We start from the raw sequence: 26,393 nt of genomic DNA, 5'->3' as shown, positions 1-26,393 counted from the left end.
AGCCGTTATATCTAAATGATTTTACTCAATCGCTGAACAAGGAGCACCGATGACATCGACACCACTGGCAACCCGCGGGCTCTACATCGACGGCGGGTGGACCGACGGCACCGGCGACGACCCCATCACGGTGCTCAACCCGGCGACCGAAGAAGCCATCGCCGAAGTCCCCCAGGCGACCGTCGAGGACATCGACGCCGCGGTGGGTGCCGCCCGCCGAGCGTTTGACGAAGGTCCCTGGCCGGCAATGACGCCCACCGAACGCGCCCGCATCCTTGCCAAGATGGCCGACGAGCTGCAGCGCCGGCGAGCCGAACTCGTCGAGCTGAACATCACCGAAGCCGGGTGCACCCGTCTCATCTCGGAGTACCTTCAGGTCGGCACGCCGATCGACCACTTCAGCGACCTGGCCACCCGGGTGCTGCCGCAGTTCACCTTCGAAGAGCCGGTGCGCCCCATCATCGGGCATGGCATCGGTCAGGGCGTGGTGGTCCGCGAACCCTACGGAGTGGCCGGTCTCATCACCGCGTTCAACTTCCCCTTCCTGCTGAACCTCGCCAAGCTGGGCCCGGCCCTGGCCGCCGGCTGCACGGCGGTGCTGAAGTGCTCGCCCTACACCCCGTTGGAGGCGCTGATTCTCGGTGAGATCGCCGATGCCGCCGGGTTACCCCCGGGCACAGTGAATATCGTCACCGGTGATGTGGCCGCAGGCGAGGCGCTGACGCGGCATCCGGGGGTCGACATCCTCAGCTTCACCGGTTCGGACACGGTGGGGCGCAAGGTCTACGCGCAGGGGGCGGAGACCGTCAAGAAGGTGGTACTGGAGCTGGGCGGCAAGTCGGCCAACATCATTCTCGACGACACCGACCTGGACAAGGTGATGGAGAGCGTCCTCGGCGGGTTCATCACCCACGCGGGACAGGGCTGCGCGCTGCAGACCCGGATCCTGGTGCACCAGTCACTGCACGACGAGCTGGTCGCACGCATCGTGGGCGGGCTCGGCTTCATCAGCGTCGGCGATCCCGCCGATCCGGCCAATTTGATGGGCCCGCTGATCCGTGACGTTCAGCGCCGCCGTGTCGAGGAACTGATCGCCACCGGGGTTCAGGAGGGTGCCCAGATCGCCTACGGCGGCGGCCGTCCCGCGCACCTGGACCGCGGATACTTTCTCGAGCCGACCTTGTTCGTCGGCGTCGACAACGGCATGCGGATCGCCCAGGAGGAATTTTTCGGCCCGGTCGGTGTGGTGATCCCGTTCCGCGACGACGACGAGGCGGTACGGATCGCCAACGACAGTCGGTTCGGCCTGTCGGGCGGGGTGTGGTCCGCCGACCCGGTCCGCGCCGTCGGCGTTGCACGCCGGCTGCGGACCGGGATGGTCGTCATCAACGGCGGCGGCGGCGGCCTCAACCCGAACTCGCCTTTCGGCGGTTACAAGTACAGCGGCATCGGCCGCGAGTTCGGTGGACACGGCCTCTCGGAGTACCTGCAGCACAAGGCTCTTCAATGGCCGATCGGTTAGCGGTTCGACTGCGCGCGGTCGTGGTCCACCGGCGCGCCGCTGGGCACGGCCGGTGCCTAGCGACGGCACTGTCGACGGTGCCGCTCGCCATCGGGATGCTCGCTGCGGCCCCGGTTCACGCCAGGCCTCCCGATGCCCCGCAGTACATCGACCACACCGTGTGGGAGTATCACGGCGACCGGGCGACACTTCGTATCTATCCGACCCCGTGGGGGTGGTGGGCCGCCGGCATGTTCACCAATGGCGCCCAGAGTTACGACGCCTGGGCCGAATTGTTGGAGAACGCGCCCGACGCCAACACCTTGACCATGCAGAATCAGTTCTTCTGCTACTGGCAGTCGGCCACGTTCACCAATCCCGGCAAGGTCGGCACCTGGAACCTCGAGCCGTGGCGACCGGTGGTCTCCAACTCGATCATGCTGAACTCCGGGTGCAACCCGGGCGGCCCGGACGACGTGTTCAACTGGTGATCGCGGCGAACGCGGGGGCGATCAGATCGCTCACCGCCGACCACGGGATGGTGATGACGCGCAGCCCGCGACCGAATTGCCGGTCGGTGAAGTGCAATTCGATGCCGCCGTCGGTGGGGATCCAGAACTTGTAGTTGCGCTCCAGCGGTGCCAGCGACGCCCCGTACTCCGCCCACCCGCCCAGCGGCGGTGTCGGATAGGTCGCCGGGAGAATCTTCGCGGTCAGGTCCGACAACCTGGCCAGACCCGCCTGCTTGTCGACGAACAGGTTGTCCCAGACGATCTGAATGCCGCTGCGGGAATCGAACACCCGGGTGGCCACCGCGTCGACCGGCATGTTGGGAAGGTCGACGGCGTTGTACTGCCCGGTGAACAGCGCAGAGACGGTCATCGGCCGAAACAACAGCGTCCCGCGCGTGTGAAACGTCCACGGTGAGGTCTTGCTGGCACTGGCCGCATACAGCCACACCTGGCCGTTGGCCTCGTCATCGAGAATCCGATTGACCGCATCGGCGACCGCCGGATCGCCCCCGGCCAGCTTCTGGTAATCCACTGTCCATTCACCCAGCCCGTTCGGACTGCTGCCGCCCACCAGATCGGGCACGACGGCATAGGCCACTCCATTGGACACGGTGTCGGCGGTGGATACCGGCGCCATGCAGGTCGCTCCCAGTACCAGAGCGGCGCAGGCCGCAGCCAGCCACCCGAGAAATCCGTCCTTCACCGCGGGTCCTCCCCTCGTGGCCGTTCGACCTTGCCGGTGTCGGCGGCCTCCGATGTCACCCCTGCGACAGCGGTCGCAAACATCTAAGGACCGCTCGGCGGTGGCGGCAGCGGCAGATCCGGACCCCCATAGGGCAGCAAAATGCTCAGCGGCCCCCGCGGAGTCGGATCGGCGCGGCGCAGTGGATCCGCACCGGGCGGCGGCCCCGCGGTGTCGTCGTCGGGGGGACGTGGCGCATTGCGGGCGCCTCGCACCAGGTACTTCGGGTCGGGATTGGAACAGTAGGTGTACAAGTACGGTTCGGGATGGTCAGCCAGCGCCGGCGGAGTGTGCGGCACGTTGTTATCACACGAATACCGTTGGTAGAGACTGACCGCGCCCCACACACCGCCGTCACGAAAGGTGCTCGCGGCGGCGTCGAGTGCGGATCCGGCGCGATACTCGGGGAAGAAGAACTCCTCCAGGGCCGGAACTCTCAAGTAGGTCAGCTGGGAGATGGTGGCCAGGTTGCCGAGCAACTGGACCATGGTCGGCGAGTTGTCGTCGATCAGTGTGTCGATCCCCCCCATGGCAGCGGGTCCTCGATCCAGCAGCGTGCGGTAACCGGCGTCCATTCTCTGCACGCCGCTCAGGATCGACGACATGTCGGACGACGTCACTTCCATACCGGGGCTCACGTCGCGCACGGTCGAGAGCACCACCTTGCTGGTGTTGAGCAGGCTGACCGTGTGCGGCAGCACGGAATCCAGTGTCGAGACCAGGAAGGCACCGCCGTCGAGGATGGCCGCAAGTTTCTGTGGCCCCTGCGGCCCTACCCGCAGCTCGCCGAGAACGGCGCTGAGCTTGTCCGGGTCCACCTGGCGCAGCGTGCCATCCATGTCGCCTAGCATCGTCGCCAACGTGACCGGCGTTCGCGTTCTGCTGGAATCGATTTCGGCGCCATCGGTCAGGTAGGGTCCGTCGTTGCGACCGGCCCGGAAGTCTAGATACTGCTCGCCGGCCGGCGACAGGGCCGACACCCGTACCTCACTGTCGGCGGGGATCTGCGCATCGGGACGGATCGCGGCGACGGCCACCGTGCCGTCGGCAGACAAGTCGATCGAACGGACTCTTCCGACCGGCACGCCACGCAGGGTGACATCCTGCCCCGCCAGTAGGCCGCCCGTTTCGGCGAGGTGCACCCGTACGAGTTTGTCGGAGGTGGTCGGGTCGAACCGCAGCGTACCGAAAATCAGGTAGGTGACCCCCGCGACGAGCATCACCGCAAGTCCGCAGGCAGACAAGCCCAGGCGCCTGTCCCGCAGATACTCGAACTGGCGGGTGAGCCAACCGAACACGCTGGTCACGGTGTACCCCCTCCCGGGGGCGGCGGCACCGGTGTCAGCGAACCCGGCGCCGGGCCCACCAGGTTCGGCGGGGGTACCGTGCCCGGCGGCGGGGTCGGTGGGCCCCAGAACTTGTTGCGCACCTGGAGCAGCTGATAAGTGATGCTGCCCACCATGTTACGGAAGTCCTCCCTGGTGGGTCCATGGCTGCCGAGGTCACCGGGATGGTGCAGGTCTGCGAATGCTCCGACGGCCATGTCCGCCAGATCGATGTCGACGTGGGCCGAGCTTCCGTTGGTCAGCTTCAACACCGGCCCGAACAGCTGGTTGAACGAAGCCAAGGACGCGTCCGGCGCCGTCGAGGCGGCATTGAGCCCGTCCGACAATCGATTGAGGTCGGCCATCATACTGCGCGACTTCTCTCCCCGGACCGAGGGAAACTTGATCAGTTGCAGCATTATTCGATCGACGTCACCGACCAGCCCCACCACGCTGTCGGTTTGGCCGGCCAGCGTCCCCAGGGCCGGGCCGGCAGCGACGATCGCCTCGTCGATGGACTGCTGACGGGCGGACAGGATGGCGGCCACATCACCGGTCTGGGTCAACGCCTGTTTGATCGCCAGCGACCGGTCGGACAGGCTGCGAACCAGGTCGGTGGACTCATCGAGGAACCGGCCCAGATCCTCCCCCTTGCCGCCGACCGCACGACCCATTCCGTTGAGCACCTTGGTCAGGTTGCGGACCGCACCCCCGTTGACGAGCAGGGACGCCGCACTGAGCACCTCCTCGACCGAGGCCGCCGATGCGGTGGCATCCAACGGAATCACGTCGCCCGGGTTGAGCATCGGCGAGCCGCTGGCCGCCCCCGGCGGCGGCGCCAGTGCGACAAACACATCGCCCAGCGGCGTAGCCGAACGCAATTCGGCCGTGGTGCCGTGCGGGATCGCAACATCGGAGGCGATCTGCATGGTCACCACGGCCGTATAGTCGCGGACGGCCATGGTCTCCACCTCGCCGACGTCGGCGCCGGACAGCCGCACCTTGGCCTTGCCCGGAAGGTTCAGTGCATCGACGAATTCCGCGCTGATCGGGTAGGTCCGCTTCCCCTGTGACGGCGCCGGCAGCGGAAGCTCGGCCAGCCCCACCGAGCAGGAACTCAGCAATGCCACCGAGATTGCCTGCGCCAGCACCGTGACAAGCACCGAGCGGGTTCTCCTCGTCGTCATCGCTTCCCCAACTCGGCCAGATCCTCCAGCATGCTGGTCAATCCGAAATCGGGTCCGTAGTCCTCGATGGTCCCGGTCGCACAGCCCAGTTGGCGCATCCCCAGCAAGTTGCACAGCTCCTTAGTGGCCTGTCCGTTGACTTCGACCTTGTCCAGCAGCGGATGGGCCCGGATGGCCTGCTTTACCGGATCGATCATGTTGTAGACGTTGTCCGCCAGCAGCGGAATCAAGTCCAGTACCTCGGCCATTTCGCGCCGGTAGTCGGCGATCGCCCGGGTGACGGTCTGGGTTTGGCCCGCGGTGGACTTCAGCGTGTCGCGGTGGGCTTCCAGCAGATCGGCCGTGCCGGAGAGGACCTGGTTCATGCGGGTGCCGGTGGACCCGCTGCCGAGGCGCTCATTGGCCACCACCGAACTCAGTTGTCGCACCGCCGAACCGAATCCACGGATGGTCTGATCGTTGTCCGCGGCGGCCTTCGTCAAACTGTCGAGGCTGGTCACGATGGTCGTGATGGCGTCAGCGGTGGGCGCGCCACGTTCCTGGCTCATCTTCAAAGCGGTGGACAGCTCACCGAGAGCCGACCGGATCTTGCCGCCGTTCCCGTCGGTCATCGCCGCACCGATGCTGAGCAGGTCTGCGATGGGTCCGGATCCCTCGCCGTTGCCCTGCAGCTGCACGGACAGCTTGTCGACCATTGCCAATACCCGGTCGAATTCGACCGGGGTTCTGGTACGCAACAGACCGAGGGTGTCGTGGTCGGCCAGGGTCGGCCCGGATCTGTACACCGGGGTGAACTCGATATGGCGGTCGGTGAGAATCGATTTCGACACCGTCACCGCCTGGGCGTCGGCGGGAATCTTGACGCCCGCGTCGATGTGCATGATGACTTCGACGTACTGCCCCTTGGGGCTGATCTTCTCGACCTTGCCGACCGGCATCCCCAGCACGGCCACCGCGTTGCCAACGTATAGTCCGCTGGCATTGTCGAACAGCGCGGTGACGGTCATGCTCCGCCCCGCTCCGGGCAGCGGGCCTCCCGAGCAGCTGCACGCCGCCAGCACCAGGGCCACGATGCTGATCATCTTGGCGATCGCCCGGGCGGTCATTTACAGTCCTCGAAGTACTCGGGCAGGTTGAACTGCCGCGCTCGCCCACTGATTGCGCACATCCAGCTGTCGATCATGGTGCCGCCGGTCGAGGTGAAATCGAACTCGTTGCCGTTGCCGGTGGCATTGGTGAAATTCCGTAGCGGAATCGGCATGATCTGCAAGGTATTGCGCAACAGCGCATCATTGTTGCCGACCGCGGACAACAACCCGTTGAGATTGGCCAGCAGCTCGTCGATCTGAGGCCGACTGCCGATCAGAACGGGCTGCAACTGACTGACGAGCTTGGTAGTGGCGTCGATGAGCCGGATGACCAGTTCCTTGCGCGCCGCCAGGTCTCCCAAGACTTCGCGCCCCTGAGTCATCAACAGGCCCAGGCTGTGTTGCTGGTCGCCCAGCAATGCGGCTATCCGTTGAGTGCTGCGCAGTAGGGCACCGATCTCATCGCGCCGTGACGCGATCACGCCGGACAGCTGCGAGATGTTGTCCAGCGCCTGCGGCAGAATTTCCGGGCTCCCTTTCAGCTGCTGCGACAGCGTTGTCATAGACTGCGCCACTTTCTCGGCGTCGACCGCCTCGAATGTGGTGGTGGCGTCCTGCAACGCGTCCTGCAGGTCGTAGGGGACTTCGGTGTTGGACAGCGGGATTCGCCGGTTGGTCAGCGCTTGGGATCCGCCGGGTCGCAAGTCGATGTAGCGGGCGCCGAGCAGAGTGGTCAGTTTCACCGCCGCACGGGTGGCCGATCCGAGATGCAGCCCTTTCTCGATCTCCATCGTCACGACGACCCGGTCGCCGTCGAGTCGCATGCCCCTGACCGCTCCGACCCGGACTCCGGCGACGGTGACCTGATCGCCGGCGCTGAGGCCGGCCGCCTGGGCGAATTCGGCGGCGTAGGTGATCCTGCCCACCCCGAGCCGGCCCAGTCCGATCGCCCCGCCCAGCACCACCCCGATGACCAGCACGGTGATCACTCCCAGGCGCAGCTTGGCATGGGATTCGATCGGCCGTCTCAGCAGGCCTTTCAGCTTGGTCATCGCGCTCACCGGCATTTCGCACTGCGCTGGATAGCGTTGCCCGGCATAGCATTCCGGACTATCGCGTCGATCAGGCTGTCGATGCGCGGAAGCTGACTGACCGTGAGATTGCACGCATAGATGTCGAGATAGGAGCCGCTCTGGCTGAGCCGGGCCATGCCCTTGAGCAACAGCGGAACATTGAATGCCATGTAGGCGAACCCCTGCTTGTCCTCCATGAAGTGCTTGGCGAATCCCGGCTCTCGCGCCAGCCATTCCTGCAGATCGGGTTGGACGTCGGCGATCACGTTGGCCACCCGCTGCCCCACGATCGAGGCCTGGTCCAGGGAGTCGACGAACTCCGCTCGGCGCGCGGCCAGCCCACCGAACATGGTCTTGGCCGAGGCAATGGTGGAATCCAAATCGTCGCGGCGCTGTGCCAGCGAATCCATCACGGCATTGAGGTTGTCCAGCACCCCGTCGAGGATCCGGTCGGTGCCCGAATAGGCGTCCGCCAACGTGGTGGTGTCGGAGATCAAGGTGGTGATGGCGCCGGAGTCGCCCTGCATGGCCCGAACGATCGCGGTGGTGATGTTGTTCACCTGGTCGGGATCCAGCAACGCGAACAGCGGCTCGAATCCATTGAGCAGCCTGGAGATATCGAAGGAGGGTTCGGTGCGCTCCACGGGTATCACCGCGCCGGCCGGCAGTTTCTTCGGATCACCGAACTCGACCAGCGACAGGCCCAGATAGCGCTGACCGATGATGTTCTGGTAGTCGATCGACGCCTTGGTGTTCCCGTACACCTTCTGATCGGACTGGACTCGGAACCCGACCCGGGCGTGGTCGCCGTTCAGCGCGATGCTGTCGACCCGGCCGACCAGCACCCCGGCCATCCGTACCTCGTCGCCGACTTTGAGTCCCGACACGTCGGTGAATTCCGCCGAGTACGGGGTGGTCGGCCCGCTGACGTTGCGTTGCAGGGTGACGAAGACGGTCCAGGTCAGCGCGAAGCAGACCATCAAGAACGCCCCCAGCCAGACCAGCCTGCGGCGGTAGCCGATCACGGCCCGACCCCCGGGGGCAGCGTAAGGTTCCGGTCCGCACTGCCGGGCGCCGGCGGCGGATCCGGCGGGAGGGGCACCACCTGCACGGTGTTGCCCCGGGCCACGGGCCCGAGCAGCAACTCGAAGGCCGGGTTGCCCTCGGGCCCCAGGATCTCGGACAGCTGCTCGCGTTCCTGGGGGCTGGCCAGCGGGCCCGCGTGGCCTCCCGCCGCGGGGAGCGGGTAGTTGCGGGGATCCAGCATCGGCGATAGCGCCGGCGGGTCGGCGGTCAACGGCGCGGTCTGGCAGCTGGGACCCGCCATGTGGCGGTAGCGCGGGCAGTCCTGCCGGGTGTACATCCGGTTCGGTGTGATCACCAACAGGAACTTGCCCACCGCGGTGTTGCGCTCCGGCTTCCACACTTCGGTCAGGAATCGGTTTCCGACATTGTTGATTCGAGTGACCATCGGCGCGAATTCCCCTCCCCCGTCGGCTATCACGCCGAGCACCGGCGACAGTTGGGTGGTGATCACGGTCAGCTGGTCGGTGTTGTTCTCGAATGCCTCTGCCATGCTGCCGAACGTGGTTTGACCCGCGGAGAGGAAGGTCGCCAATTCCCGGCGCTTTTCGGCCACGGTGCGCATCGGCACCACCGCCCGATGTACCGCCTCGAGCAGCTCCGGCGACGAGGACTGTAGTCCCTGCAGCGCATCGGAGAGCACCCCGATCGTCGATTGGTTGTCGCCGGGGGCCATTATCGCGTTGAGTTCCTTGACGATACGGTTGGCTCCTCCCCCGGCGCGGGCCAGGGTGTCGCCGCGTCCGCTGGTCGCCTCGGCCACCGCGGCGAGAACTCCCAGCGCGTTGCCGGACCCGGGTCGGCCTGCTGCCCGCATCACATCGCGCAGCTTGGTCAACGCGGTCTGGAACTGGACGGTGGCCAGGCTCTGGTCCTGGACGATCCGGGAACCCGGCCGCAGCCCCGGTGCCGGTCCGTTGTCCACCAGCTGAATGGACGAGACCGCGAACACATTGCTGGGCACCACCCGCGCGGTCACTGTTGACGGAATGGCATGCGCGAAGTGGTGGTCCATGCGCAGCGCGATCTGGTTCGGACGACCGTCCAGTGCGGGGGTCACGCCAACGACCGTTCCCACCAGAGCACCGCGGAATTTGACGTCGGAACCGGTGGGCAGACCGTCGCCGACATCGTCGAGCACGGCCAGCACCTGGACGTGGCCGGAGAAGACGCCCTCGGATCTGGCGACCGCTACGCCCGCCAGCAGCACGGTACCGATCAGCAACGCCAGCCCACGCAACAGCAGCTGCGTCGATGACACCGCCTTGGACGCCGATTCGATTCTCTGCACGGTGATCAACCACCCAGCCTTGCAACCGATCCCATTCCCCACAGACCGATGGTGAGCAATAGGTTCGCGATGATCATCACCGAGATGGCGGCCCGCATGGCCCGGCCCGCCGCGATCCCGACGCCTTGGGGGCCGCCGCTGGCGAAATACCCGTAATAGCACTGGATGGTCGAGGTGAGGATGATGAAGACGATGACCTTGCCGACCGAGTACACGATGTCCGAACCGGTCAGTACCAGCCGGAAGTAGTGCTCGAAGGATCCCCCGGACAAGCCGCCGGCGACGGTGACGATGGTCTGCACGGCGGCGTAGTTGATCACCAGACACAAGATGTAGAGCGGGATGATCGCCACCACCGATGCCAGCAGCCGGGTGGTGACCAGATACGGAATCGGCCGGATCGCAAGAGATTCCATGGCGTCGATCTCCTCGGAGATCCGCATCGAACCCAGCTGTGCGGTGAACCGGCACCCCGCCTGGGCGGCGAAGGCCAAGGCCGCCATGATCGGCGCCAGCTCCCGGGTGGACACCGTTGAGGACAGCAGGCCCGCAGCGGGCTCCATGCCGAGCAGGTGCAGTGCTTGATACCCCTCGATGCCGACGATCGCCCCAGCGGTGGCGCCCAGCACGATGATCACCCATGCCGTGCCGCCGCCCACCACGATGGAGCCGTTGCCCCAGGTGACGTCGGACAAGACGGTGAGAAACGCTGTTCGGTAGCGAGTCAACGTCACGGGTATTCCGGCCGCCGCGTGGGCGAAGAAGGTCAGCATGTGCCCCAAGGTCATACCGGCCCGGCCTATCGAGGTCAGGGCCCGCACAATGGGCAGTACGCCCCTGGGGTAGTACGGTGTCGCCGCCATTACAGCGACGCCCTTGGGAACAGCAGCACATACATCTCGGTGAAAACCACATTGGTCACCATGAGCAACAGGATGGAGGCGACCACGGTGGCGTTGACCGAGTTGGCCACACCGGCCGGCCCACCCTTGGTGGTCAAACCCTTGTCACAGGCAACGATGACGACGATGGCGGCGAACACCACCGCCTTGATCAAGGTCAAGATCATGTCCCCGACCGTCGCAAATGACGCGAAAGTGGTGACGAAGCTGCCCGGAGCACCGTTTTGCACGAATGTGTTGAACAGATAGCCGGCCAGAAAGCCGATGAAGCACACCAGCCCGGTCAGCGCGAGACCGACCACGATCGCCGCCGCCAGCCGTGGTACCACCAGCCGGCGCACCGGCGAGATCCCCAGCACCTCAAGGGCATCCACCTCCTCGCGGATGGTCCGTGAACCCAGGTCGGCGCAGACCGCCGAACCCACCGCAGAGGCCATCAACAGTGCCGCCACCAGCGGGGCGCCTTGCCTGATGACCGCGAGACCGCTGGCGGCACCCGCCAGCGACGTAGCCCCCACCTGTCCGGCGAGCAGGGCGAACTGGATCTGCAGGGTCACCCCGATCGGGATCGCCACGCACATCGTCGGCAGCACCGCGGTGGATGCCATGAACGCGGCCTGATCGACGAATTCGCCGACCGGAAACCGCCGCTTCGCGATATCGATGACCAGGTACTGCAGCGCCCGCACCCCCAAGATGCACTGACTACCGACCGTTCGCAGCGCAGCGCCCGGGTGGCGCCGGGCGTAACCCTGACTCCATTGCGCCATGCTGCCGAGCGGGGAAATTGCTACCGCAGGCGGCGTTGTCATAGTGTCCACCGGTGCTCCGCGGCCGAGATCGATCAGGTCCACCGGGGCCGGGGATCGGCCGAGGGTCGGAGCAGGGAACCGAACCTGCGCGTGAAGGTTTCGTTGCTCCGTTCCTCGCGCCGGTAGCGGTCTTTGCTGGTCTGCAGAAGCTGGATCCGTTCCTCCAGGGCCCGGATCCGGTCCGGGTCCGCGGAGTCGCCGTTGCGGGCTCGCTCCAGCTCGGCGGCCGCACTCACCAACTCCTCGGAGAGCCGGGCCGCGACCTCGCCGAACGTCAACAGGTCATAGTCGTCGGAGTCGGGCCGCTGATCGGCCGTCTGGGCGCCGGTGGCGGCGGGCTCGGCGGCCGTCATCGTGTATCCCCGAAGTGCAGCAGTTCGCGAGCGTTGAGTTCCACGATGCGGTGCGCATCGGCGTCGCTGACCTCGACCAAGTTCTCGGCGATCCGCTTGCGGCTGTTGGGCCAGTTGGAATCGGAGTGCGGGTAGTCGACCTCGATGAGGATCCGGTCGATGCCGATCAGATCTCGCGAGTTCACGCCGTGGACGTCGTCGATAAAGCAGCCCCAGATGTGGCGCCGGAACAGGTCCGACGGACGGTCGTCGCGGCTGATCTTCTGGTACCAGCGGTGCCGCTCCCAGGTGTAGTCCAGACGCTCCAGCAGGTAGGGGATCCATCCGATGCCGCCCTCGGACAGCATGAATTTCAGCTTGGGGTGGCGTTGCAGCATGCCGGAGAACACCAGATCCGCGGTGGTCCACATCAGGTTCGTCGAAAAGGTGGCGATGGCCACCGCGAACGGCGCGGTGTCCTCCGCACTGGGGGGTGCGCCCACCGAGAAGCCGGGCACGTAGCCGCCGGAGCCGAAATGCAGGCACAGCGGCATGTCGGCCGCCTCGAGCGCATCCCAGAGCACTTCCCAGTGCGTCTTGTGGTGAAAAGACGGCAGCCCCAGCGGCACCGGACTGTCCGGGAAGGACACCGCCCGGGTTCCCCGCTCGGCGATCCGCTCGACTTCGGCGGCGGCCAGGTGCGGATCCCAGGTCGGCAGAATTCCCAACGGGATCAACCGGTCCGGCGCGGTGGCGCACCACTCGTCGATCTGAAAGTCGTTCCACGCCCGCACGCATGCCAGCGCCAGATCCTTGTCCTGGGCGCGTTGGAACACGCCACCGCCGAAGCCGGGAAACGACGGGAACGACAACGCGGCCTCGACGCCGTCGATGTCCATATCCTTGACCCGCTCAACCGGGTCGTAGCAGCCCGGGATCATCTGGTCGTAGCGCACCGGCTCCATGCCGTACTCCGACGGTGGCTTGCCTGCGACCGCGTTGAGCCCGATCTGCGGGTACAGCTGACCTTCGTAACGCCAGACGTGCTGACCCGTGTCGGTCTCGATGATCTGCGGTCCCTGCTCCCGGTGGCGCTCGGGCAACCGGTCGCACCATACCCGCGGGTGCTCGATCACGTGGTCGTCGACCGAGATGATCTTCATCCAGTCCTGTAGCGGCATCACTTTCCTCCGATTGGCGGGCGTGTCATCCCCGGGGGCAGGCCCAGGGCACGTTCGGCGATCAGGTTGCGCAGCACTTCATTGGTGCCGCCGGCGATGGTGAACGCCCGTCCGTAGAGGAATGCGTCCTGCCACCAACCCTGGTCGAATACGCGGTCGTCGCCCTCGACGCGCACCCCGTCGTGGCCTTGCAACTGCATGCCGAAGTCGTGCAGCGCGAGGTTGACCTCGCTGAACAGGATTTTGGATACCGGTGCGTCGCCGACGTCCCCCGAGCGGTGCAGAGCCCGGCTTTCACCGAACGCCGAAACCAGGGCATTGACGTGCACATCGGCGACGAAGCCGCCGATCTTCTGGCGGAGGTCGTCGTGCTCGATCGCCGGCCGGCCGTCACGGACGACGTCGCCGGCCAGGCGCGCCACTCGGTCCAGCGCGCCGAACAGTGCCGCGCCGCTGCCCGCACTGGACCGCTCGTGGGCCAGGCTGGCAGTGGTCACCGCCCAGCCGCGGTCGACCTCGCCGATCACATTTGCTGCGGGGATGCGGACACCGTCGAGAAAGACCTCGTTGAAGTCGGCCGTACCCGTGATCTCCCGCAGCGGCCGCACCGATACGCCCGCCGTGGTCATGTCGAGGGCGAACGCCGTGATACCGGCATGCTTGGGTGCATCCGGATCGGTTCGTGCCAGTAGATATCCCCAGTCGGCGTGCTGGCCGTTGGTCGTCCAGACCTTCTGGCCGTCGACCACGAACTCGTCGCCGTCGCGGCGCGCACGAGTCCGCAGGCCGGCCAGGTCGCTGCCGGCCTCCGGCTCGCTGAACAGCTGGCACCAGATGTGTTCGCCGGATCGGATCCGGGGAAGGAAGAAGTCCTGCTGCGCGGCGGTGCCCGAGGCGATGATCGCCGCAGCGGCCAGCAATCCGCCGCCGACCGGTCCGGAGGCGCCGACTCGTACCAACTCGTCGGCGACCACCGATTCATGCAGAGGATGCGGATCGGGCAGTCCACCGTAGGCGACCGGCCAGTTCACCCCCAACAACTGCTCGGAGAACAGCCGTGCCGTCCAGGCGCGCAGTGCGGGGACCTCGTGGTCTTCGGGTGCCCGAACCCCGGCCCGGCCATGTCGCGCCGGCGCCTCGCGGGCTGCCAGCTCCCGGACACGGCCGCGTAACGCCTCGAGTTCAGTGTCTTGCCCGAGATGCACGCCACCCCTCCCTCTGCCATCCGCTGGCGTCTGACACTCCCGCGATTTAGCTTAATCAGTATCCTGTACCTTGAGGTGGGATTTCGCAACTCTTCCGACCCGCGCATCCGCTCAGCTAAGGAGCAGCCGATGGACTTCGAACTGACCGAGGAGCAAGCAGGGCTCGTCGACTCGACCCGGTCGCTGCTGACCGGCAAGGCGACATCGGAAGCGACCCGCCGCCTCATCGACAGCTCCGACGGGTTCGACGGCGACCTGTGGCGTCGCGGCGCCGAACTGGGCTGGCCGGCGCTGGCCATCCCCGAGAGCGACGGCGGGCTGGGCCAGCAGTCGATCGACCTGGCCCTGGTGGCCGTCGAACTGGGGCGGAGCCTGGCCGCCACGCCGTTCGTCCCGACCGTGGTGGTGGCCGACGCCGTGGCCCGGTCGGACACCGCCGAGAAGTCCAAGCTGCTGCGCGCGATGGCCGAGGGCACCCTGGTCGCGGGATGGGCCTTCGCCGAGTACGGGCAGCCCTGGTCGACGGCGGGCATCACCACCACCGCCCGCCGCCACGGCGGCGACTACGTGCTGAACGGCGCGAAAGTGTCGGTACAGGACGCCGATTCGGCGCACCTGCTGCTGGTGGACGCCGTGCTCGACGGTGCCGTCGCACGGTTTCTGGTGCCGACGGACACCGCCGGCGTGCAGATCAGGCGGCAACACACCATCGATGTCGCCCGCAGCTACTGCGACGTGATGTTGCAGGAGGTGGTGGTTCCGGCCACCGCCGTGTGTTCCGGCGCCGGACCCGCAACCGATTCCGTCGCCCGGTCGGCGCAGCTGAGCACGGTGCTGATCTGCGCTGAGATGGTCGGCATCGGGATGCGCCTACAGGACATGACCGTCGACTACGTCAAACAGCGGGTCCAGTTCGGGCGCCCGGTGGGCAGTTTCCAGGCCGTCAAACACAAATGCGCCGATATGCGCATCCGGGTGCAGGCCAGCACGGCCGCAACGTATTTCGCAGCCCTGGCGATCGACAGCCCGCACCACGACGGCTCGCACGCCGCCAGCGTCGCCAAGGCCTACGTCTCCACTGCCATCGACGAGGTGGCCGGCGAGGCCCTGCAGCTGCACGGCGGTATCGGGTTCACCTGGGAGCACGATCTGCACCTGTACCTGCGGCGCGCCCGGGCCGACGCCCTGCTGCACGGCGACGCGGTCTTTCACCGCGAGCAGCTGTGCCGGGCGCTGCAGGCGGCGAACGCCTAGCGGGCCTCGCGAAACCGCGGGCGGATCAGGCCTTGCGCGGTGTCTTGGGCTGCCGGGGCCCGCGGCCTTCGCGGCGAGCCGCCTCGCGGCGCTCACGCCGTGATGTAGAACCCGCCGGCTGCAGGTCGCGGGTGCGGCGCACCTGCGCGGAGCCGTCCTCGTCTGGACCGGTGTAGGTCAGCCCGGACGCACCGTCGGCACCGTTGGCGCCGTCGATCCCCTTGGCGCGCAATCCCATTTCCGCCAGTCCCTCGGGCGCGTCCATCGGTGCCACCGACGGCGCCGGGGCGGCCTCGACCGCGACGTTGAACAGGAAGCCCACCGATTCCTCTTTGAGCCCCTCGAGCATGCCGCTGAACATGTCGAAGCCCTCGCGCTGGTACTCCACCAGTGGGTCGCGCTGAGCCATCGCCCGCAGACCGATGCCCTCCTTGAGGTAGTCCATCTCGTAGAGGTGTTCGCGCCACTTGCGGTCCAGGACCGACAACAGCACGCCGCGTTCCAGCTCCCGCATGGCCCCGGCACCCGCCTTGCCGTCGACCTCAGCCTCGCGTGCGGCGTAGGCGTTCTCGGCGTCGGCGATCAGCGCCTCCAGCAGTTCCTCGCGGGTCAGGTCGTCGGCCTCGCCGACGTCGGCGGCGTGCAGCAGCTCGTGATAGTCGATGCCCACCGGGTACAGCGTCTTCAGCGCGGTCCACAACTGCTCCAGGTCCCAGTCCTCGGCGTAGCCCTCACCGGTGGCGCCGTTGACGTAGGCGGTGATCACGTCGACGAGCATGTCGTGGGCTTGCTCGGCCAGGTTCTCGCCGTCGAGGATGCGCCGGCGCTCTGCGTAGATCACCTTGCGCTGCTGGTTCATCACCTCGTCGTACTTCAGCACGTTCTTGCGGATCTCGAAGTTCTGCTGCTCGACTTGGGTCTGGGCGCTCTTGATCGCCCGGTTGACCATCTTGGCCTCGATCGGCACATCGTCGGGCAGGTTCAACCGGGTCAACAGTGACTCCAGCGCGGCACCGTTGAACCGTCGCATCAGCTCGTCGCCCAGCGACAGGTAGAACCGCGACTCCCCCGGGTCGCCCTGCCGGCCGGATCGGCCGCGCAGCTGGTTGTCGATGCGCCGCGACTCGTGCCGCTCGGTGCCCAGCACGTAGAGACCACCGGCCTCGATCACTTCCTTGGCCTCGGCGGCCGCCTCCGCCTTGATCGCGGTCAGCGTCTCGTCCCAGGCGGCTTCGTACTCCTCGGGGGTTTCCACCGGGTCCAGGCCCTGGCTGCGCAGCTTCTGGTCGGCCAGGAAGTCGACGTTGCCGCCGAGCACGATGTCGGTGCCGCGACCGGCCATGTTGGTCGCCACGGTGATCGCGCCGCGCCGGCCGGCCTCGGCGATGATGTGCGCCTCGCGCTCGTGCTGCTTGGCGTTGAGGACGTTGTGCGGAATGCGCCGCTTGATCAGCTGCTTGGACAGGTACTCCGAGCGCTCCACGCTGGTGGTGCCGATCAGCACCGGCTGGCCCTTCTCGTAGCGTTCGGTGATGTCGTCGACGACCGCGGCGAACTTGGCCTCCTCGGTCTTGTAGATGAGGTCGATCTGGTCGGTGCGGGCCATCGGCATGTTGGTGGGGATCGCCACCACGCCCAGCTTGTAGATCTCGTGCAGTTCGGCGGCTTCGGTCTCGGCGGTGCCGGTCATCCCGGCGAGCTTGTCGTAGAGCCGGAAGTAGTTCTGCAGGGTGATGGTGGCCAGCGTCTGGTTCTCGGCCTTGATCTCCACCTGCTCCTTGGCCTCGATGGCCTGGTGCATGCCCTCGTTGTAGCGCCGCCCGACCAGCACCCGGCCGGTGAACTCGTCGACGATGAAGACTTCGCCGTTGCGGACGATGTAGTCCTTGTCGCGGTTGAACAGCTCCTTGGCCTTCAGGGCGTTGTTGAGGTAGCTGACCAGCGGCGAGTTGGCCGCCTCGTAGAGGTTGTCGATGCCGAGCTGGTCCTCGACGAACTCGACCCCGGCCTCGTGCACCCCGATGGTGCGCTTGCGCAGGTCGACTTCGTAGTGGACGTCCTTCTCCATCATCGGCACGATCCGGGCGAACTCGGTGTACCAGTTCGAGCTGCCGTCGGCCGGCCCGGAGATGATCAGCGGGGTGCGCGCCTCGTCGATCAGGATGGAGTCCACCTCATCGACGATGGCGTAGTGGTGTGGGCGCTGCACCAGCTGTTCCAGCGAATGCGCCATGTTGTCACGCAGGTAGTCGAAGCCGAACTCGTTGTTGGTGCCGTAGGTGACGTCGGCGTTGTAGGCGACCCGCCGCTCGTCGGGGGTCATCTGGGACAGGATCACCCCGACCTCCAGGCCCAGGAAGCGGTGCACGCGCCCCATCCACTCGCTGTCGCGCTTGGCCAGGTAGTCGTTGACGGTGACGACGTGCACGCCCTTGCCGGCGATCGCGTTGAGATAGGCCGGCAGCACACAGGTCAGGGTCTTGCCCTCACCGGTCTTCATCTCGGCGACGTTGCCGTAGTGCAGCGCCGCGCCACCCATCAGCTGCACGTGGAAGGGCCGTTGGGTCAGCACCCGCCAGGCCGCCTCGCGGGCCACCGCGAACGCCTCGGGCAGCAGGTCGTCGAGGGATTCGCCGTCGGCGTGGCGGGAGCGGAACTCGTCGGTCTTGGCGCGCAGTTCGGCGTCGGTCAGACTTTCCGTGTCCCCGGCGAGGGTGTCGACGTAGTCGGCGACCTTCCTGAGCCGTTTGACCATGCGGCCTTCACCAAAACGCAGCAACTTGGACAGCACGGCTATGTCCCCTACTCAGTCTTCGGCATCACGGTCTTCGGCATTACGAGCGTCACCCATGGTAGGCGACACCGCCGAGCAGCCCGGCTTTGCCGCGGCCGAACAGCATCGGGGCGGCCCTCGGCCGCCCGGCTCAGACCAACCGGATCAGGCCGTAGTCATAGGCGTGCCGGCGATAGACCACCGACGGCTGGTCGGTCTCCTTGTCATGGAACAAGAAGAAGTCGTGGCCGACGAGCTCCATCTCATACAGCGCGTCGTCGACGGATGTCGGCGTGGCGGGATGCTCCTTGATGCGTACGATGCGACCCGGCTCGTGGTCGTGGTCGCCGGATAGCCCGCCTTCGCCGGGTCCGGCCCCGGCGCGGCGGTCCGGCTCGGCGGTGCCGTCCCGCTCGAACGCGTCGGCGAGGAACGCTGGGTCCGGCGCGGTGGCCCCGGTCGCCTCGGCCACCGAAACCGGGGTCTTGTCGCCGTAGGAGACGTTGCGGCGGCCTTTGTCGCGACGCAACCGGCTCTCCAGACGGTCGATCGCGGCCTCGAACGCGGCGTAGAAACTGTCGGCGCGGGCCTCGCCGCGGACCACCGGCCCGCGGCCGTGCGCGGTGATGTCGATCTGCTGGCAGGACTTTCGCTGCCGGCGGTTGTTGGCGTGCTTGAGCTCGACGTCGAACAGTCGAATGGAGCGGTCCAGTCGCTCCAGGCGGGCCAGTTTCTGCGCGACATAAACGCGGAAATGGTCCGGGATCTCGACGTTGCGGCCCTTGACCACGATCTCGGCGCCCCCCGGCTGATCGGGGCTCTCGTCGGCGTCGACCTGCGTACGGCTGGTTTCCACGAATTGACTTACCATGCTCGACACTCTTCTTCCGTCGTCTCGACCACGTACTCCCACGGTTCCCGTCCTTGATGACGACCGTAGCCATGCCGCCGGATACGTGCCACCGGTTTGACACACCCGTTGCCAGTTGGTGGCCGCCCCGGCATCAAGCGGCCGCGATCACCAGCGCGGCGAGCACCGGAACCCCGCCGCAACGCAGGACTCGCACCGATTCGGCCAGGGTGGCGCCGGTGGTGACGACGTCGTCGACGATCACAACGTCACCGCGGCGAGCGGCGGCGGGCAGCCGGCGCCGGTTCAGCAACACCCGGCCGGCGATGTTGCGTTCGCGGGCGCCGCTGCCCAACCCGACCGAGTCTCGGGTCAGTGCCCGCATCCGCAGCGCCGGCGCCACCGACATGCCCCGATGGCGCGCCGACGCCGCGACCGCAATCCGCCCGATCGGGTCACCGCCGCGCCGGCGGGCGGCGCTGCGCCGGGTGGGCGCGGGGATGATCGTCAGGGGCGGGTCGAGCATCCGCCAGCTAAGCAGCCGCTCCAGCGCGACGGCCAGTGTCGATGCCAGCGGCGCGATGAGGTCGGTGCGGCCACGCTCCTTCACCGCGATGATCGCCTGCCGGCGGGCCCCGGCGTAGCGGCCCAGCGCGAACACCGGCACCTGGGGGTCGAGCCGGGGACTTGCCAGGCGGGGCTCACCGGGGCCGACGGCGAGCTGCGCCGCGCAGCCGGCGCACCATCGCGTCGCCGGGGCGCCGCAGCCGCCGCACTGCCGGGGAAGCATCAGATCCAACCCAGCGTCGAGCATGCCGCCGAGACTGCCACCACCCACCGACAGCGGCTCCGAAAATTCCTACTACGCCATGTCGTATTCCCATGTCAAGGGGTATTTGGTCCGCGATGACGCTGACGCCGGACCCCAAAACCGTGAGCTCCCTAACAGATCTACGAATTTTGTTCCTCGACGCTGTTAGCGTCCCCGACCATGACCACAGAAGCGACACAGATGGGCACGCCCACCAGCGATTCCGGCCGCGCCGAATCGCTGGTCGGCAAGGGCTGGGCGCAGGGCGTGGCCCTGGTGATGATCTTCGGATTCCTGGTGATGGGGATCCTGGCCTACCGCACCTACACCGCGTCGATGCCGATGCCGGACAGGGTCGTCACCGAGTCGGGCCGGCAACTGTTCACCGGCGACGACATCACCCGAGGTCAGGAGTTGTTCCAGGCCCGCGGACTGATGCAGTACGGGTCGGTGCTGGGCCACGGCGCCTACCTGGGCCCGGACTACACCGCCGAGTACCTGCGGCTGGCCACCGAGAACGTGGCCGGCCAGTTCGAGGCACAGGGCGTGGCCAATCCGCATGACGAGGTGGTCGCCGAGTTCCGGACCAACCGCTACAACGCCGACACCGGCACCCTGGTCCTCACCGACAAGCAGGCCCGGGCGTTCGCCGACATCCAACGCCACTACGCCGAGTACTTCGGTGAGGACTCCACCAAGTACGGCCTGTTGCCGCGCATGATCACCGACTCCGGTGAGATCCGCGACCTGACCGCCTTCTTCGCTTGGACCGCCTGGGCGTCGGCGGCCGACCGGCCCGGCCACGCCTACAGCTACACCAACAACTGGCCATCGGAGCCGCGCGTCGACAACGGTCCCACCGGATCGGTCGTGGTGTGGTCGGTACTGTCGCTGATCGCACTACTCGGCGGCATCGGGATCATGTTCACCGTCTACGGCCGCTGGAGCCAGAACATCGGCTGGCACGGCACCGAGATGACCAAGCTCGAGTTCCGCCAGCCCGGCGACGTGCCGCTGACTCGCTCGCAGCGCGCCGCGATCTGGATCTTCGCCGTCGTCGCGGTGCTATTTCTGGCCCAGACGCTGTTGGGCGGCGCCGTCGAGCACTACCGCGCGGACCTCTCGGCGTTCTACGGAATCGACCTGGCCAAGATCCTGCCCTACAACCTGGCCCGGACCTGGCACCTGCAGTTGTCGCTGTTCTGGACCGCGGCGGCGTTCCTGGCCGGCGGCATCTTCCTGGTGCCGTTCATCACCCGCCGCGAGCCCGGCAGGCAATCGGTGCTGGTCTACGGCCTGCTCGGCGCGCTCGCCGTCGTGGTCTTCGGTTCCATGGCGTTCGAGGCGCTGTCGATCTTCGGGGCGATCAAGCCCGGCACCGTGCTCTCCCAGCAGTGGGAGTTCCTGGACCTGCCGCGGCTGTTCCAGCTGCTGCTGATCGTCGGGTTGTTCCTGTGGATCTTCATCATCTGGCGCGGCATGCGCGCGAAGCTGGCGACGACCTCGAAGATGAACCTGCCCTGGCTGTTCTTCTTCACCGGCCTGGCCATCCCGTCCTTTTACGCGGTCAGCGTGCTCGCCGGCAGCGATACACACTTCTCGGTCGCCGACTTCTGGCGGTTCTGGATGGTGCACCTGTGGGTGGAGGACTTCCTGGAGCTGTTCACCACGGCGATGGTGGCCTACATGTTCGTCCAGCTCGGTGTGGTGCGCGAACGCGTCGCGGTGCTGGTGATCCTGCTCGACATCATCTTGTACTCCGCCGGCGGCGTGATCGGCACCATGCACCACCTGTACTTCTCCGGCACCCCGGTCGAGCACATGGCGCTGGGCGCGTTCTTCTCGGCCGCCGAGGTGATCCCGCTGACCTTCCTGACCGTGGAGGCCTGGGCATTCCTGCAGCTGGGCGCCCGCCAGGAGGCCGGTGGCCAGCACAACTTCCCGGCGCGCTGGGCGGTGATGTTCCTGGTCGCGGTCGGCTTCTGGAACTTCCTGGGCGCGGGCATCTTCGGCTTCCTGGTGAACCTTCCGGTGGTGTCCTACTACGAAATCGGCACCGCGCTCACCGCCAACCACGCCCACGCGGCGATGTTCGGGGTCTACGGCATGCTCGCGGTGGCCCTGGCGATGTTCGCCTTCCGGTACGTGATCCCGGCGGACAAGTGGCCCAACAAGTTGGCCCGAATCTCCTTCTGGGGCATGAACATCGGCTTGGCCTGGATGGTGTTCGTCACGCTGCTCCCGCTGGGTGTGCTGCAGTTGTTCCACTCGGTCAACGCCGGATACTTCGAGGCGCGGTCACTGGGCTACATCACCAAGCCGGGCAACACGCTGCTGGAGTGGCTGCGGCTACCGGGCGATGTGATCCTGATCGTCGGCGGGGTGGTCCCGTTCTGCTGGATCGCCTGGACCGCGCTGCGCAACTTCCGCTCCGGTCAGACGGTCGAGGAGTTGCCGGAGCACCCGCTCTACACCACGGTGGCGTCCGATACCGAGCCCGCCGAGACGCAGAGCTGACGACGATGGCGATGCCGGGAGCATGGGTGTGGCTGATGTCCGGCTACGCCCTGCTCCTGCTCGTCTTCGCCTGGGGCTTCGACAACATGGCCAAGCGGACCTCCGAGCGCGCGGCCCAGTGGCGCACCGGAAAGTTCGTCTACCACGAAGATCACGACGCCTGGAAGTGCCCGCAGGACCAGTGGCTCTGGCCGACCTCGTTCGACCGGGCCGACCGGGTGATGCGCTACCGGGCCACGCCGTCAATATGCAACTCCTGCCCGGTCAAGGCCACCTGCACCACCTCGAATCACGGTCGGGAGATCAGCCGGCCGGTGGACCCGTGGCCGCACTCGGAGGCCGGCCGCTTCCACCGGGGGATCGCCTGTGCGGTAGCCGGATTCGGAGTGGTCATGCCGCTGGCGACACTGATCGCCAACCACCGGCCCGCCGATGTGGCGGTGCTGGGGGCCACGATCCTGATGGTGCTGGCCGGCGGGTCCCCGCTGGTGCGCCATCTGTGGAACACTCCGTCGAACGCTCCCCTGGACACGCCCTCAGGCGCACCGCATCCGGCCGACGCGCGCACGCAGGCCGAGCAGGTCGAAGCGGCCATCGACCGCTACTCCACCCGGTGGGGCGGGTTTTCGAAACAGCTCTTCGACAAGGAAGGCAGCACTTAAGTGAGTGAAGGGCTTATCACCGTATCGGTGATCGTGATCGCGGTGCTGGCCGTGCTGGCCTACTTCTCCATCCATGTATTGCCGGAATACCAACGGGGCGTCGTGTTCCGGGTGGGCCATGCCCGTCCCCTCTACCAACCCGGACTGCGGTTACTCATCCCGTTGGTGGACAGAATGATTCGCGTCGATGAGCGGGTCGTGACGCTCACCATTCCCCCGCAGGAGGTGATCACCCGAGACAACGTCCCGGCCCGGGTGAACGCGGTGGTGATGTTCCAGGTGGTCGACCCGCTCAAAGCGATTCTGGCGGTGGAGAACTACGCCGTGGCCACATCCCAGATCGCCCAGACCACACTGCGCTCGCTGCTGGGCCGGGCCGACCTGGACACCCTGCTGGCGCACCGTGACGACCTCAACGCCGACCTGCGCACCATCATCGACAAGCAGACCGAACCGTGGGGCGTGCAGGTCCGGGTGGTCGAGATCAAGGACGTGGAGATCCCGGAGTCGATGCAGCGCGCCATGGCCCGGGAGGCCGAGGCCGAGCGCGAGCGCCGGGCCAAGGTGATCAACGCCCGCGGCGAACTGCAGGCCTCCGAGGAACTGAGCCAGGCCGCCGAGACGCTGTCGCGCAATCCCGCATCGCTACAACTGCGTTACCTGCAAACCCTTTTGGAGCTCGGCGCCGACCAGAACTCGACCGTGGTCTTCCCGCTGCCGGTGGACATCATCACCCCGTTTCTGGGCGGTGCGGCCGCGGCTCTCCGCGATGCGGGGCGGAGCAAGTAGGAGTACCGGTCGCCGCAGTCATCGACCGTCACCGTCGATGGCGGCCACGATAAGCCGCTCGACGCAGGATCGGGAATTGCAGACCTGAAGCACCGGGCGCCCAGATCGCAACAACCACCGCGGCGGCCAGGGCGACACCGCCGAGCATCACCAGCGACGAGTCCATCGCCTCGACGAATGCGTACTTGGCGTCGGTCCGTAAGCGTTCTCCAGTCGGCCCGAGCCGATCCGCGATGGCGAATGCCTGGGCAAGTGAGCCCAGGGACAACTCCTGGACCTCATCGGGGTAGACACTGACGGCCGGGGCAAGCGCCTTGGTGTAACCGGCCGCAAGCGTCGAACCGGCGAGTGCGATGCCCAGCGCGCCGCCGACTTCCCTGGTGGCGTCGTTGACAGCCGAAGCCACGCCCTGTTTGTTGGGCGGGACAGCGCCGGTGATAGCGGTGGTCGAAGGCGCGTTGCACAGGCCCATCCCGGAACTCAGGACGACCAGGGGCCAAGCCAGGTCGACGTAGCTGGAATCGACGTGGACCAAACGCATACAGAACAGTCCGGTCGCCAAGATGCCCAGTCCGCCTGCAACCGAGATCCGCAGCCCCAGACGTGGTAGATACCACGGGGTCAGTGAAGCCAAGGCCATTAGCGGTACCGCCAACGGGCACAACGCGATCGCCGTCTGCATGGCGCTGTATCCCACGACAAGTTGCAGGTACTGCATGACCAGGAAGAAGAAGCCGAAGATCGCGAAGAACATGGTGGTGATGCCGAGGGAACCGGTGAGCATATCGGGGCGCCGAAACACCCGGACGTCCAACAGTGGGTGAGTCAGGCGTAGTTCAACCCATCCGAACAACAGTCCAAGCGCCGTTCCCGTGACCAGGCCGCCCATCACCAAGCCATCACTCCAACCTCGCAGTGGAGCTTCGATCACGCTGTAGACGAATACCGCCACGGCCGCGGCGATCAGCAGCGCGCCCCACCAGTCGATCGGGGTGGCGTCGGGATCTTTCGATGACGGGATGCTGAGCGCCAGGATATACAGCAGTATTGCGGCGACGGCGAATGCCCAGAATATTGTTGTCCAGTACCCGAATTGGGTGAGAAGTGCGGTACCCGCAAAACCGACCAGCGCGCTCGATGCGCACACGCCCGCCCAGATACCGACCGCCTTGTTGCGCTCATCTTCGGGAAATGCGGTGGTCAGCAATGACAGGGTGGCGGGCAGGACGGCGGCGGCACCGATGCCGGCGATCATCCGGGCCACGATCAGCCCCATGGGGCTGCTGCTGATCAATACCGGCGCAAGCGAAGCGTCGGCGAAGATGGCCAACCCCACCAGCAGGGCGCCGCGGCGTCCGTAACGATCACCCAACGCGCCCGCGGGCAACAACAGGCAGGCCATCACCAAGGTGTAGCCGTCGACTATCCACGTCAGCTGGGATTGCGTGGCGCCGGTATCAACCGCGATAGCGCCCAGCGCGGCGTTGAGCGACACCACCGACGAGATCACCAGCAGGACCCCCAGCGAGCACACGACCAGCAGCCAGCGCCGCGACCCAGCACTCAATAGCGGCGACGGCGCGGGGGCACCCCGGTCGGTGACCGAGTCGGCGTCGGGAGCGGGTGGCGCGGCGAGAGGCTGGTCCTCACCGACCGCCGGCGCGGCCGATTCCACGTCCAGCAATACCGTTGACGCGCTCACGCAATCACCGGGATCAGCGTGCGGATGTCCTGTAACACCTTGACGGCGAAACCCCCTCCCCGAGTCAGCTCCACCGAGACGACCCGGCCCGGTTAACATACAAGTTGTATGTGACATCCAGACTGTATGTTGACGGTTTCAGGTATGCAATACCCTGGCAGCATGGGCGCGGAGGCGATGGACACCAAGGCCCGTCGCGCTGCCCAGGCCGAATCCACCCGCCATGCGTTGGTGGACGCCGCGCGCCGGTTGTTCGTGGAGAAGGGCTACCACCACACCGGCACCGAGGAGATCGTCGCCGCGGCCGGAGTCGGAACCCGCGGCGCGCTCTACCACCACTTCACCGACAAGCAAGCGCTGTTCGAGGCGGTGTTCCACAGCGTGGAGGTCGATCTGGTCACGGCCGCCGCGCAGAATCTCGCCGATCCGGCTGACGGCGCCTTAAACCAGCTGCGGCAGGGCCTGATCGGATTTCTGGACGCTTCGCTCACGCCACACGTACAGCGCGTGCTGCTTGTCGACGGCCCCGCCGTCCTCGGCTGGACCCGCTGGCGCGAACTCGAAAATCTCTACGGGCTCGGCGCGATCCGTGCGATGCTCGAACGCGCCGTCGAAGAGGGCGACCTCGGGCCCCATCTGCCCGTTGACGTCTTGGCGCATCTGCTGCTGGCGGTGGCCGACGAAGCGGCGCTGTTCATCGCCAACGCCCCCGACCAGCACGCAGCGCGCGACCGAGGCGTGCATGCTCTCAACGCCCTACTCGACGGCCTTCGCACCCGGTAGGGACCGGTGTAATCGGCG

General features: G+C 66.7%; 23 protein-coding genes. 7 read left to right on the top strand and 16 right to left on the bottom strand.

The features are described from left to right. Window positions 1-49: 49 nt before the first annotated feature. Entirely contained in the window at window positions 50-1,522 is a 1,473-nt protein-coding gene (locus G6N23_RS05485) for an aldehyde dehydrogenase family protein (protein WP_085259065.1), read from the top strand. Further along, the gene (locus tag G6N23_RS05480) at window positions 1,507-1,992 is read left to right on the top strand and encodes a DUF2599 domain-containing protein (protein ID WP_085259066.1); all 486 of its coding nucleotides are present in this window, start codon (window positions 1,507-1,509) and stop codon (window positions 1,990-1,992) included. Before G6N23_RS05485 ends, G6N23_RS05480 begins: the two co-directional genes overlap by 16 nt. Here G6N23_RS05480 and G6N23_RS05475 read toward each other — a convergent pair. The 12 genes from G6N23_RS05475 to G6N23_RS05420 all read right to left on the bottom strand — a co-directional run bounded on the left by G6N23_RS05475 (window position 1,982) and on the right by G6N23_RS05420 (window position 14,234). Continuing rightward, a complete protein-coding gene (locus G6N23_RS05475) occupies window positions 1,982-2,716 on the bottom strand; it encodes a DUF3298 domain-containing protein (protein WP_234808463.1) in 735 nt (244 codons plus the stop codon). The two genes, G6N23_RS05480 and G6N23_RS05475, sit on opposite strands and share 11 nt — an antisense overlap. 83 nt (window positions 2,717-2,799) lie before the next feature. Beyond that, window positions 2,800-4,062, bottom strand: a complete 1,263-nt coding sequence (locus G6N23_RS05470) for an MlaD family protein (protein WP_234808464.1) — start codon at window positions 4,060-4,062, stop codon at window positions 2,800-2,802. Further along, on the bottom strand, window positions 4,059-5,267 hold the full coding sequence (locus tag G6N23_RS05465) for an MCE family protein (protein ID WP_085259067.1): 1,209 nt from the start codon (window positions 5,265-5,267) through the stop codon (window positions 4,059-4,061). Before G6N23_RS05465 ends, G6N23_RS05470 begins: the two co-directional genes overlap by 4 nt. Next, window positions 5,264-6,373: an MCE family protein gene (locus G6N23_RS05460; protein ID WP_085259068.1), complete on the bottom strand. Its 1,110-nt coding sequence runs from the start codon at window positions 6,371-6,373 to the stop codon at window positions 5,264-5,266. Before G6N23_RS05460 ends, G6N23_RS05465 begins: the two co-directional genes overlap by 4 nt. Continuing rightward, the gene (locus G6N23_RS05455) at window positions 6,370-7,407 is read right to left on the bottom strand and encodes an MCE family protein (protein WP_234808465.1); all 1,038 of its coding nucleotides are present in this window, start codon (window positions 7,405-7,407) and stop codon (window positions 6,370-6,372) included. The genes G6N23_RS05460 and G6N23_RS05455 overlap by 4 nt, the downstream gene beginning before the upstream one ends. Window positions 7,408-7,412: 5 nt before the next feature. Then, window positions 7,413-8,453, bottom strand: coding sequence for an MCE family protein (locus tag G6N23_RS05450; protein ID WP_308214925.1), 1,041 nt, complete (start codon window positions 8,451-8,453; stop codon window positions 7,413-7,415). Beyond that, window positions 8,450-9,802, bottom strand: a complete 1,353-nt coding sequence (locus tag G6N23_RS05445) for an MlaD family protein (protein ID WP_085259139.1) — start codon at window positions 9,800-9,802, stop codon at window positions 8,450-8,452. The genes G6N23_RS05450 and G6N23_RS05445 overlap by 4 nt, the downstream gene beginning before the upstream one ends. 5 nt (window positions 9,803-9,807) lie before the next feature. Beyond that, window positions 9,808-10,665 (bottom strand): ABC transporter permease, encoded by an 858-nt coding sequence (locus G6N23_RS05440; RefSeq protein ID WP_085259069.1) that lies wholly within the window; start codon window positions 10,663-10,665, stop codon window positions 9,808-9,810. Then, window positions 10,665-11,474, bottom strand: a complete 810-nt coding sequence (locus G6N23_RS05435; protein WP_372508906.1) for an MlaE family ABC transporter permease — start codon at window positions 11,472-11,474, stop codon at window positions 10,665-10,667. Before G6N23_RS05435 ends, G6N23_RS05440 begins: the two co-directional genes overlap by 1 nt. A 74-nt stretch (window positions 11,475-11,548) precedes the next feature. Further along, complete coding sequence (locus tag G6N23_RS05430; RefSeq protein ID WP_085259070.1) at window positions 11,549-11,869, bottom strand: hypothetical protein; 321 nt, start codon at window positions 11,867-11,869, stop codon at window positions 11,549-11,551. Beyond that, window positions 11,866-13,029, bottom strand: coding sequence for an amidohydrolase family protein (locus G6N23_RS05425; protein ID WP_085259071.1), 1,164 nt, complete (start codon window positions 13,027-13,029; stop codon window positions 11,866-11,868). Before G6N23_RS05425 ends, G6N23_RS05430 begins: the two co-directional genes overlap by 4 nt. Continuing rightward, on the bottom strand, window positions 13,029-14,234 hold the full coding sequence (locus G6N23_RS05420) for an acyl-CoA dehydrogenase family protein (RefSeq protein WP_085259072.1): 1,206 nt from the start codon (window positions 14,232-14,234) through the stop codon (window positions 13,029-13,031). Before G6N23_RS05420 ends, G6N23_RS05425 begins: the two co-directional genes overlap by 1 nt. Window positions 14,235-14,363: 129 nt before the next feature. On the opposite strand from G6N23_RS05420, the gene G6N23_RS05415 reads away from it, so the two are divergent. Next, on the top strand, window positions 14,364-15,488 hold the full coding sequence (locus G6N23_RS05415) for an acyl-CoA dehydrogenase family protein (RefSeq protein ID WP_085259073.1): 1,125 nt from the start codon (window positions 14,364-14,366) through the stop codon (window positions 15,486-15,488). A gap of 25 nt (window positions 15,489-15,513) precedes the next feature. On the opposite strand, the gene secA is transcribed toward G6N23_RS05415, so the two are convergent. The 3 genes from secA to G6N23_RS05400 form a co-directional block, all read right to left on the bottom strand. Next, on the bottom strand, window positions 15,514-18,279 hold the full coding sequence (secA, locus tag G6N23_RS05410) for a preprotein translocase subunit SecA (protein ID WP_085259074.1): 2,766 nt from the start codon (window positions 18,277-18,279) through the stop codon (window positions 15,514-15,516). 133 nt (window positions 18,280-18,412) lie between these two features. After that, complete coding sequence (gene hpf, locus G6N23_RS05405; RefSeq protein ID WP_085259075.1) at window positions 18,413-19,132, bottom strand: ribosome hibernation-promoting factor, HPF/YfiA family; 720 nt, start codon at window positions 19,130-19,132, stop codon at window positions 18,413-18,415. Between the two features lie 133 nt (window positions 19,133-19,265). After that, complete coding sequence (locus tag G6N23_RS05400) at window positions 19,266-19,925, bottom strand: ComF family protein (RefSeq protein WP_085259076.1); 660 nt, start codon at window positions 19,923-19,925, stop codon at window positions 19,266-19,268. A gap of 198 nt (window positions 19,926-20,123) precedes the next feature. Here G6N23_RS05400 and G6N23_RS05395 point away from each other — a divergent pair, with 198 nt between their 5' ends. From G6N23_RS05395 to G6N23_RS05385, 3 genes are read left to right on the top strand one after another with little or no spacing between them, the layout of a single operon-like run. Continuing rightward, complete coding sequence (locus G6N23_RS05395; RefSeq protein WP_095173958.1) at window positions 20,124-22,439, top strand: nitric-oxide reductase large subunit; 2,316 nt, start codon at window positions 20,124-20,126, stop codon at window positions 22,437-22,439. A 5-nt stretch (window positions 22,440-22,444) separates the two neighbouring features. Beyond that, window positions 22,445-23,101 (top strand): hypothetical protein, encoded by a 657-nt coding sequence (locus tag G6N23_RS05390; RefSeq protein WP_085259078.1) that lies wholly within the window; start codon window positions 22,445-22,447, stop codon window positions 23,099-23,101. Next, window positions 23,102-23,890, top strand: a complete 789-nt coding sequence (locus G6N23_RS05385; protein ID WP_085259079.1) for a slipin family protein — start codon at window positions 23,102-23,104, stop codon at window positions 23,888-23,890. It abuts the gene before it with no gap. 28 nt (window positions 23,891-23,918) lie between these two features. Here G6N23_RS05385 and G6N23_RS05380 read toward each other — a convergent pair whose 3' ends face one another. After that, window positions 23,919-25,400, bottom strand: coding sequence for an MFS transporter (locus G6N23_RS05380; protein WP_234808466.1), 1,482 nt, complete (start codon window positions 25,398-25,400; stop codon window positions 23,919-23,921). A gap of 354 nt (window positions 25,401-25,754) precedes the next feature. On the opposite strand from G6N23_RS05380, the gene G6N23_RS05375 reads away from it, so the two are divergent. Then, window positions 25,755-26,375 carry a TetR/AcrR family transcriptional regulator gene (locus G6N23_RS05375; protein WP_095173961.1) on the top strand — a complete coding sequence of 207 codons (621 nt, stop codon included), beginning with the start codon at window positions 25,755-25,757 and terminating at the stop codon, window positions 26,373-26,375. Window positions 26,376-26,393: the final 18 nt, after the last annotated feature.

The organism is Mycolicibacter terrae (assembly GCF_010727125.1).
Taxonomy (GTDB): domain Bacteria; phylum Actinomycetota; class Actinomycetes; order Mycobacteriales; family Mycobacteriaceae; genus Mycobacterium; species Mycobacterium terrae.
Note: the sequence above shows the minus strand (reverse complement) of the source record. Positions and strands in the feature narration are given on the sequence as shown.

Coding starts and splice junctions, on each gene's coding strand:
- G6N23_RS05480 (WP_085259066.1), top strand. CDS start 1,507: ATGGCCGATCGGTTAGCGGTTCGACTGCGCGCGGTCGTGGTCCACCGG.
- G6N23_RS05375 (WP_095173961.1), top strand. CDS start 25,755: ATGGGCGCGGAGGCGATGGACACCAAGGCCCGTCGCGCTGCCCAGGCC.
- G6N23_RS05415 (WP_085259073.1), top strand. CDS start 14,364: ATGGACTTCGAACTGACCGAGGAGCAAGCAGGGCTCGTCGACTCGACC.
- G6N23_RS05465 (WP_085259067.1), bottom strand. CDS start 5,267: ATGACGACGAGGAGAACCCGCTCGGTGCTTGTCACGGTGCTGGCGCAG.
- hpf (WP_085259075.1), bottom strand. CDS start 19,132: ATGGTAAGTCAATTCGTGGAAACCAGCCGTACGCAGGTCGACGCCGAC.
- G6N23_RS05455 (WP_234808465.1), bottom strand. CDS start 7,407: ATGACCAAGCTGAAAGGCCTGCTGAGACGGCCGATCGAATCCCATGCC.
- G6N23_RS05430 (WP_085259070.1), bottom strand. CDS start 11,869: ATGACGGCCGCCGAGCCCGCCGCCACCGGCGCCCAGACGGCCGATCAG.
- G6N23_RS05440 (WP_085259069.1), bottom strand. CDS start 10,665: ATGGCGGCGACACCGTACTACCCCAGGGGCGTACTGCCCATTGTGCGG.
- G6N23_RS05425 (WP_085259071.1), bottom strand. CDS start 13,029: ATGCCGCTACAGGACTGGATGAAGATCATCTCGGTCGACGACCACGTG.
- G6N23_RS05460 (WP_085259068.1), bottom strand. CDS start 6,373: ATGACCGCCCGGGCGATCGCCAAGATGATCAGCATCGTGGCCCTGGTG.
- G6N23_RS05435 (WP_372508906.1), bottom strand. CDS start 11,474: ATGGCGCAATGGAGTCAGGGTTACGCCCGGCGCCACCCGGGCGCTGCG.
- G6N23_RS05400 (WP_085259076.1), bottom strand. CDS start 19,925: ATGCTCGACGCTGGGTTGGATCTGATGCTTCCCCGGCAGTGCGGCGGC.
- G6N23_RS05390 (WP_085259078.1), top strand. CDS start 22,445: ATGGCGATGCCGGGAGCATGGGTGTGGCTGATGTCCGGCTACGCCCTG.
- G6N23_RS05485 (WP_085259065.1), top strand. CDS start 50: ATGACATCGACACCACTGGCAACCCGCGGGCTCTACATCGACGGCGGG.
- G6N23_RS05395 (WP_095173958.1), top strand. CDS start 20,124: ATGGGCACGCCCACCAGCGATTCCGGCCGCGCCGAATCGCTGGTCGGC.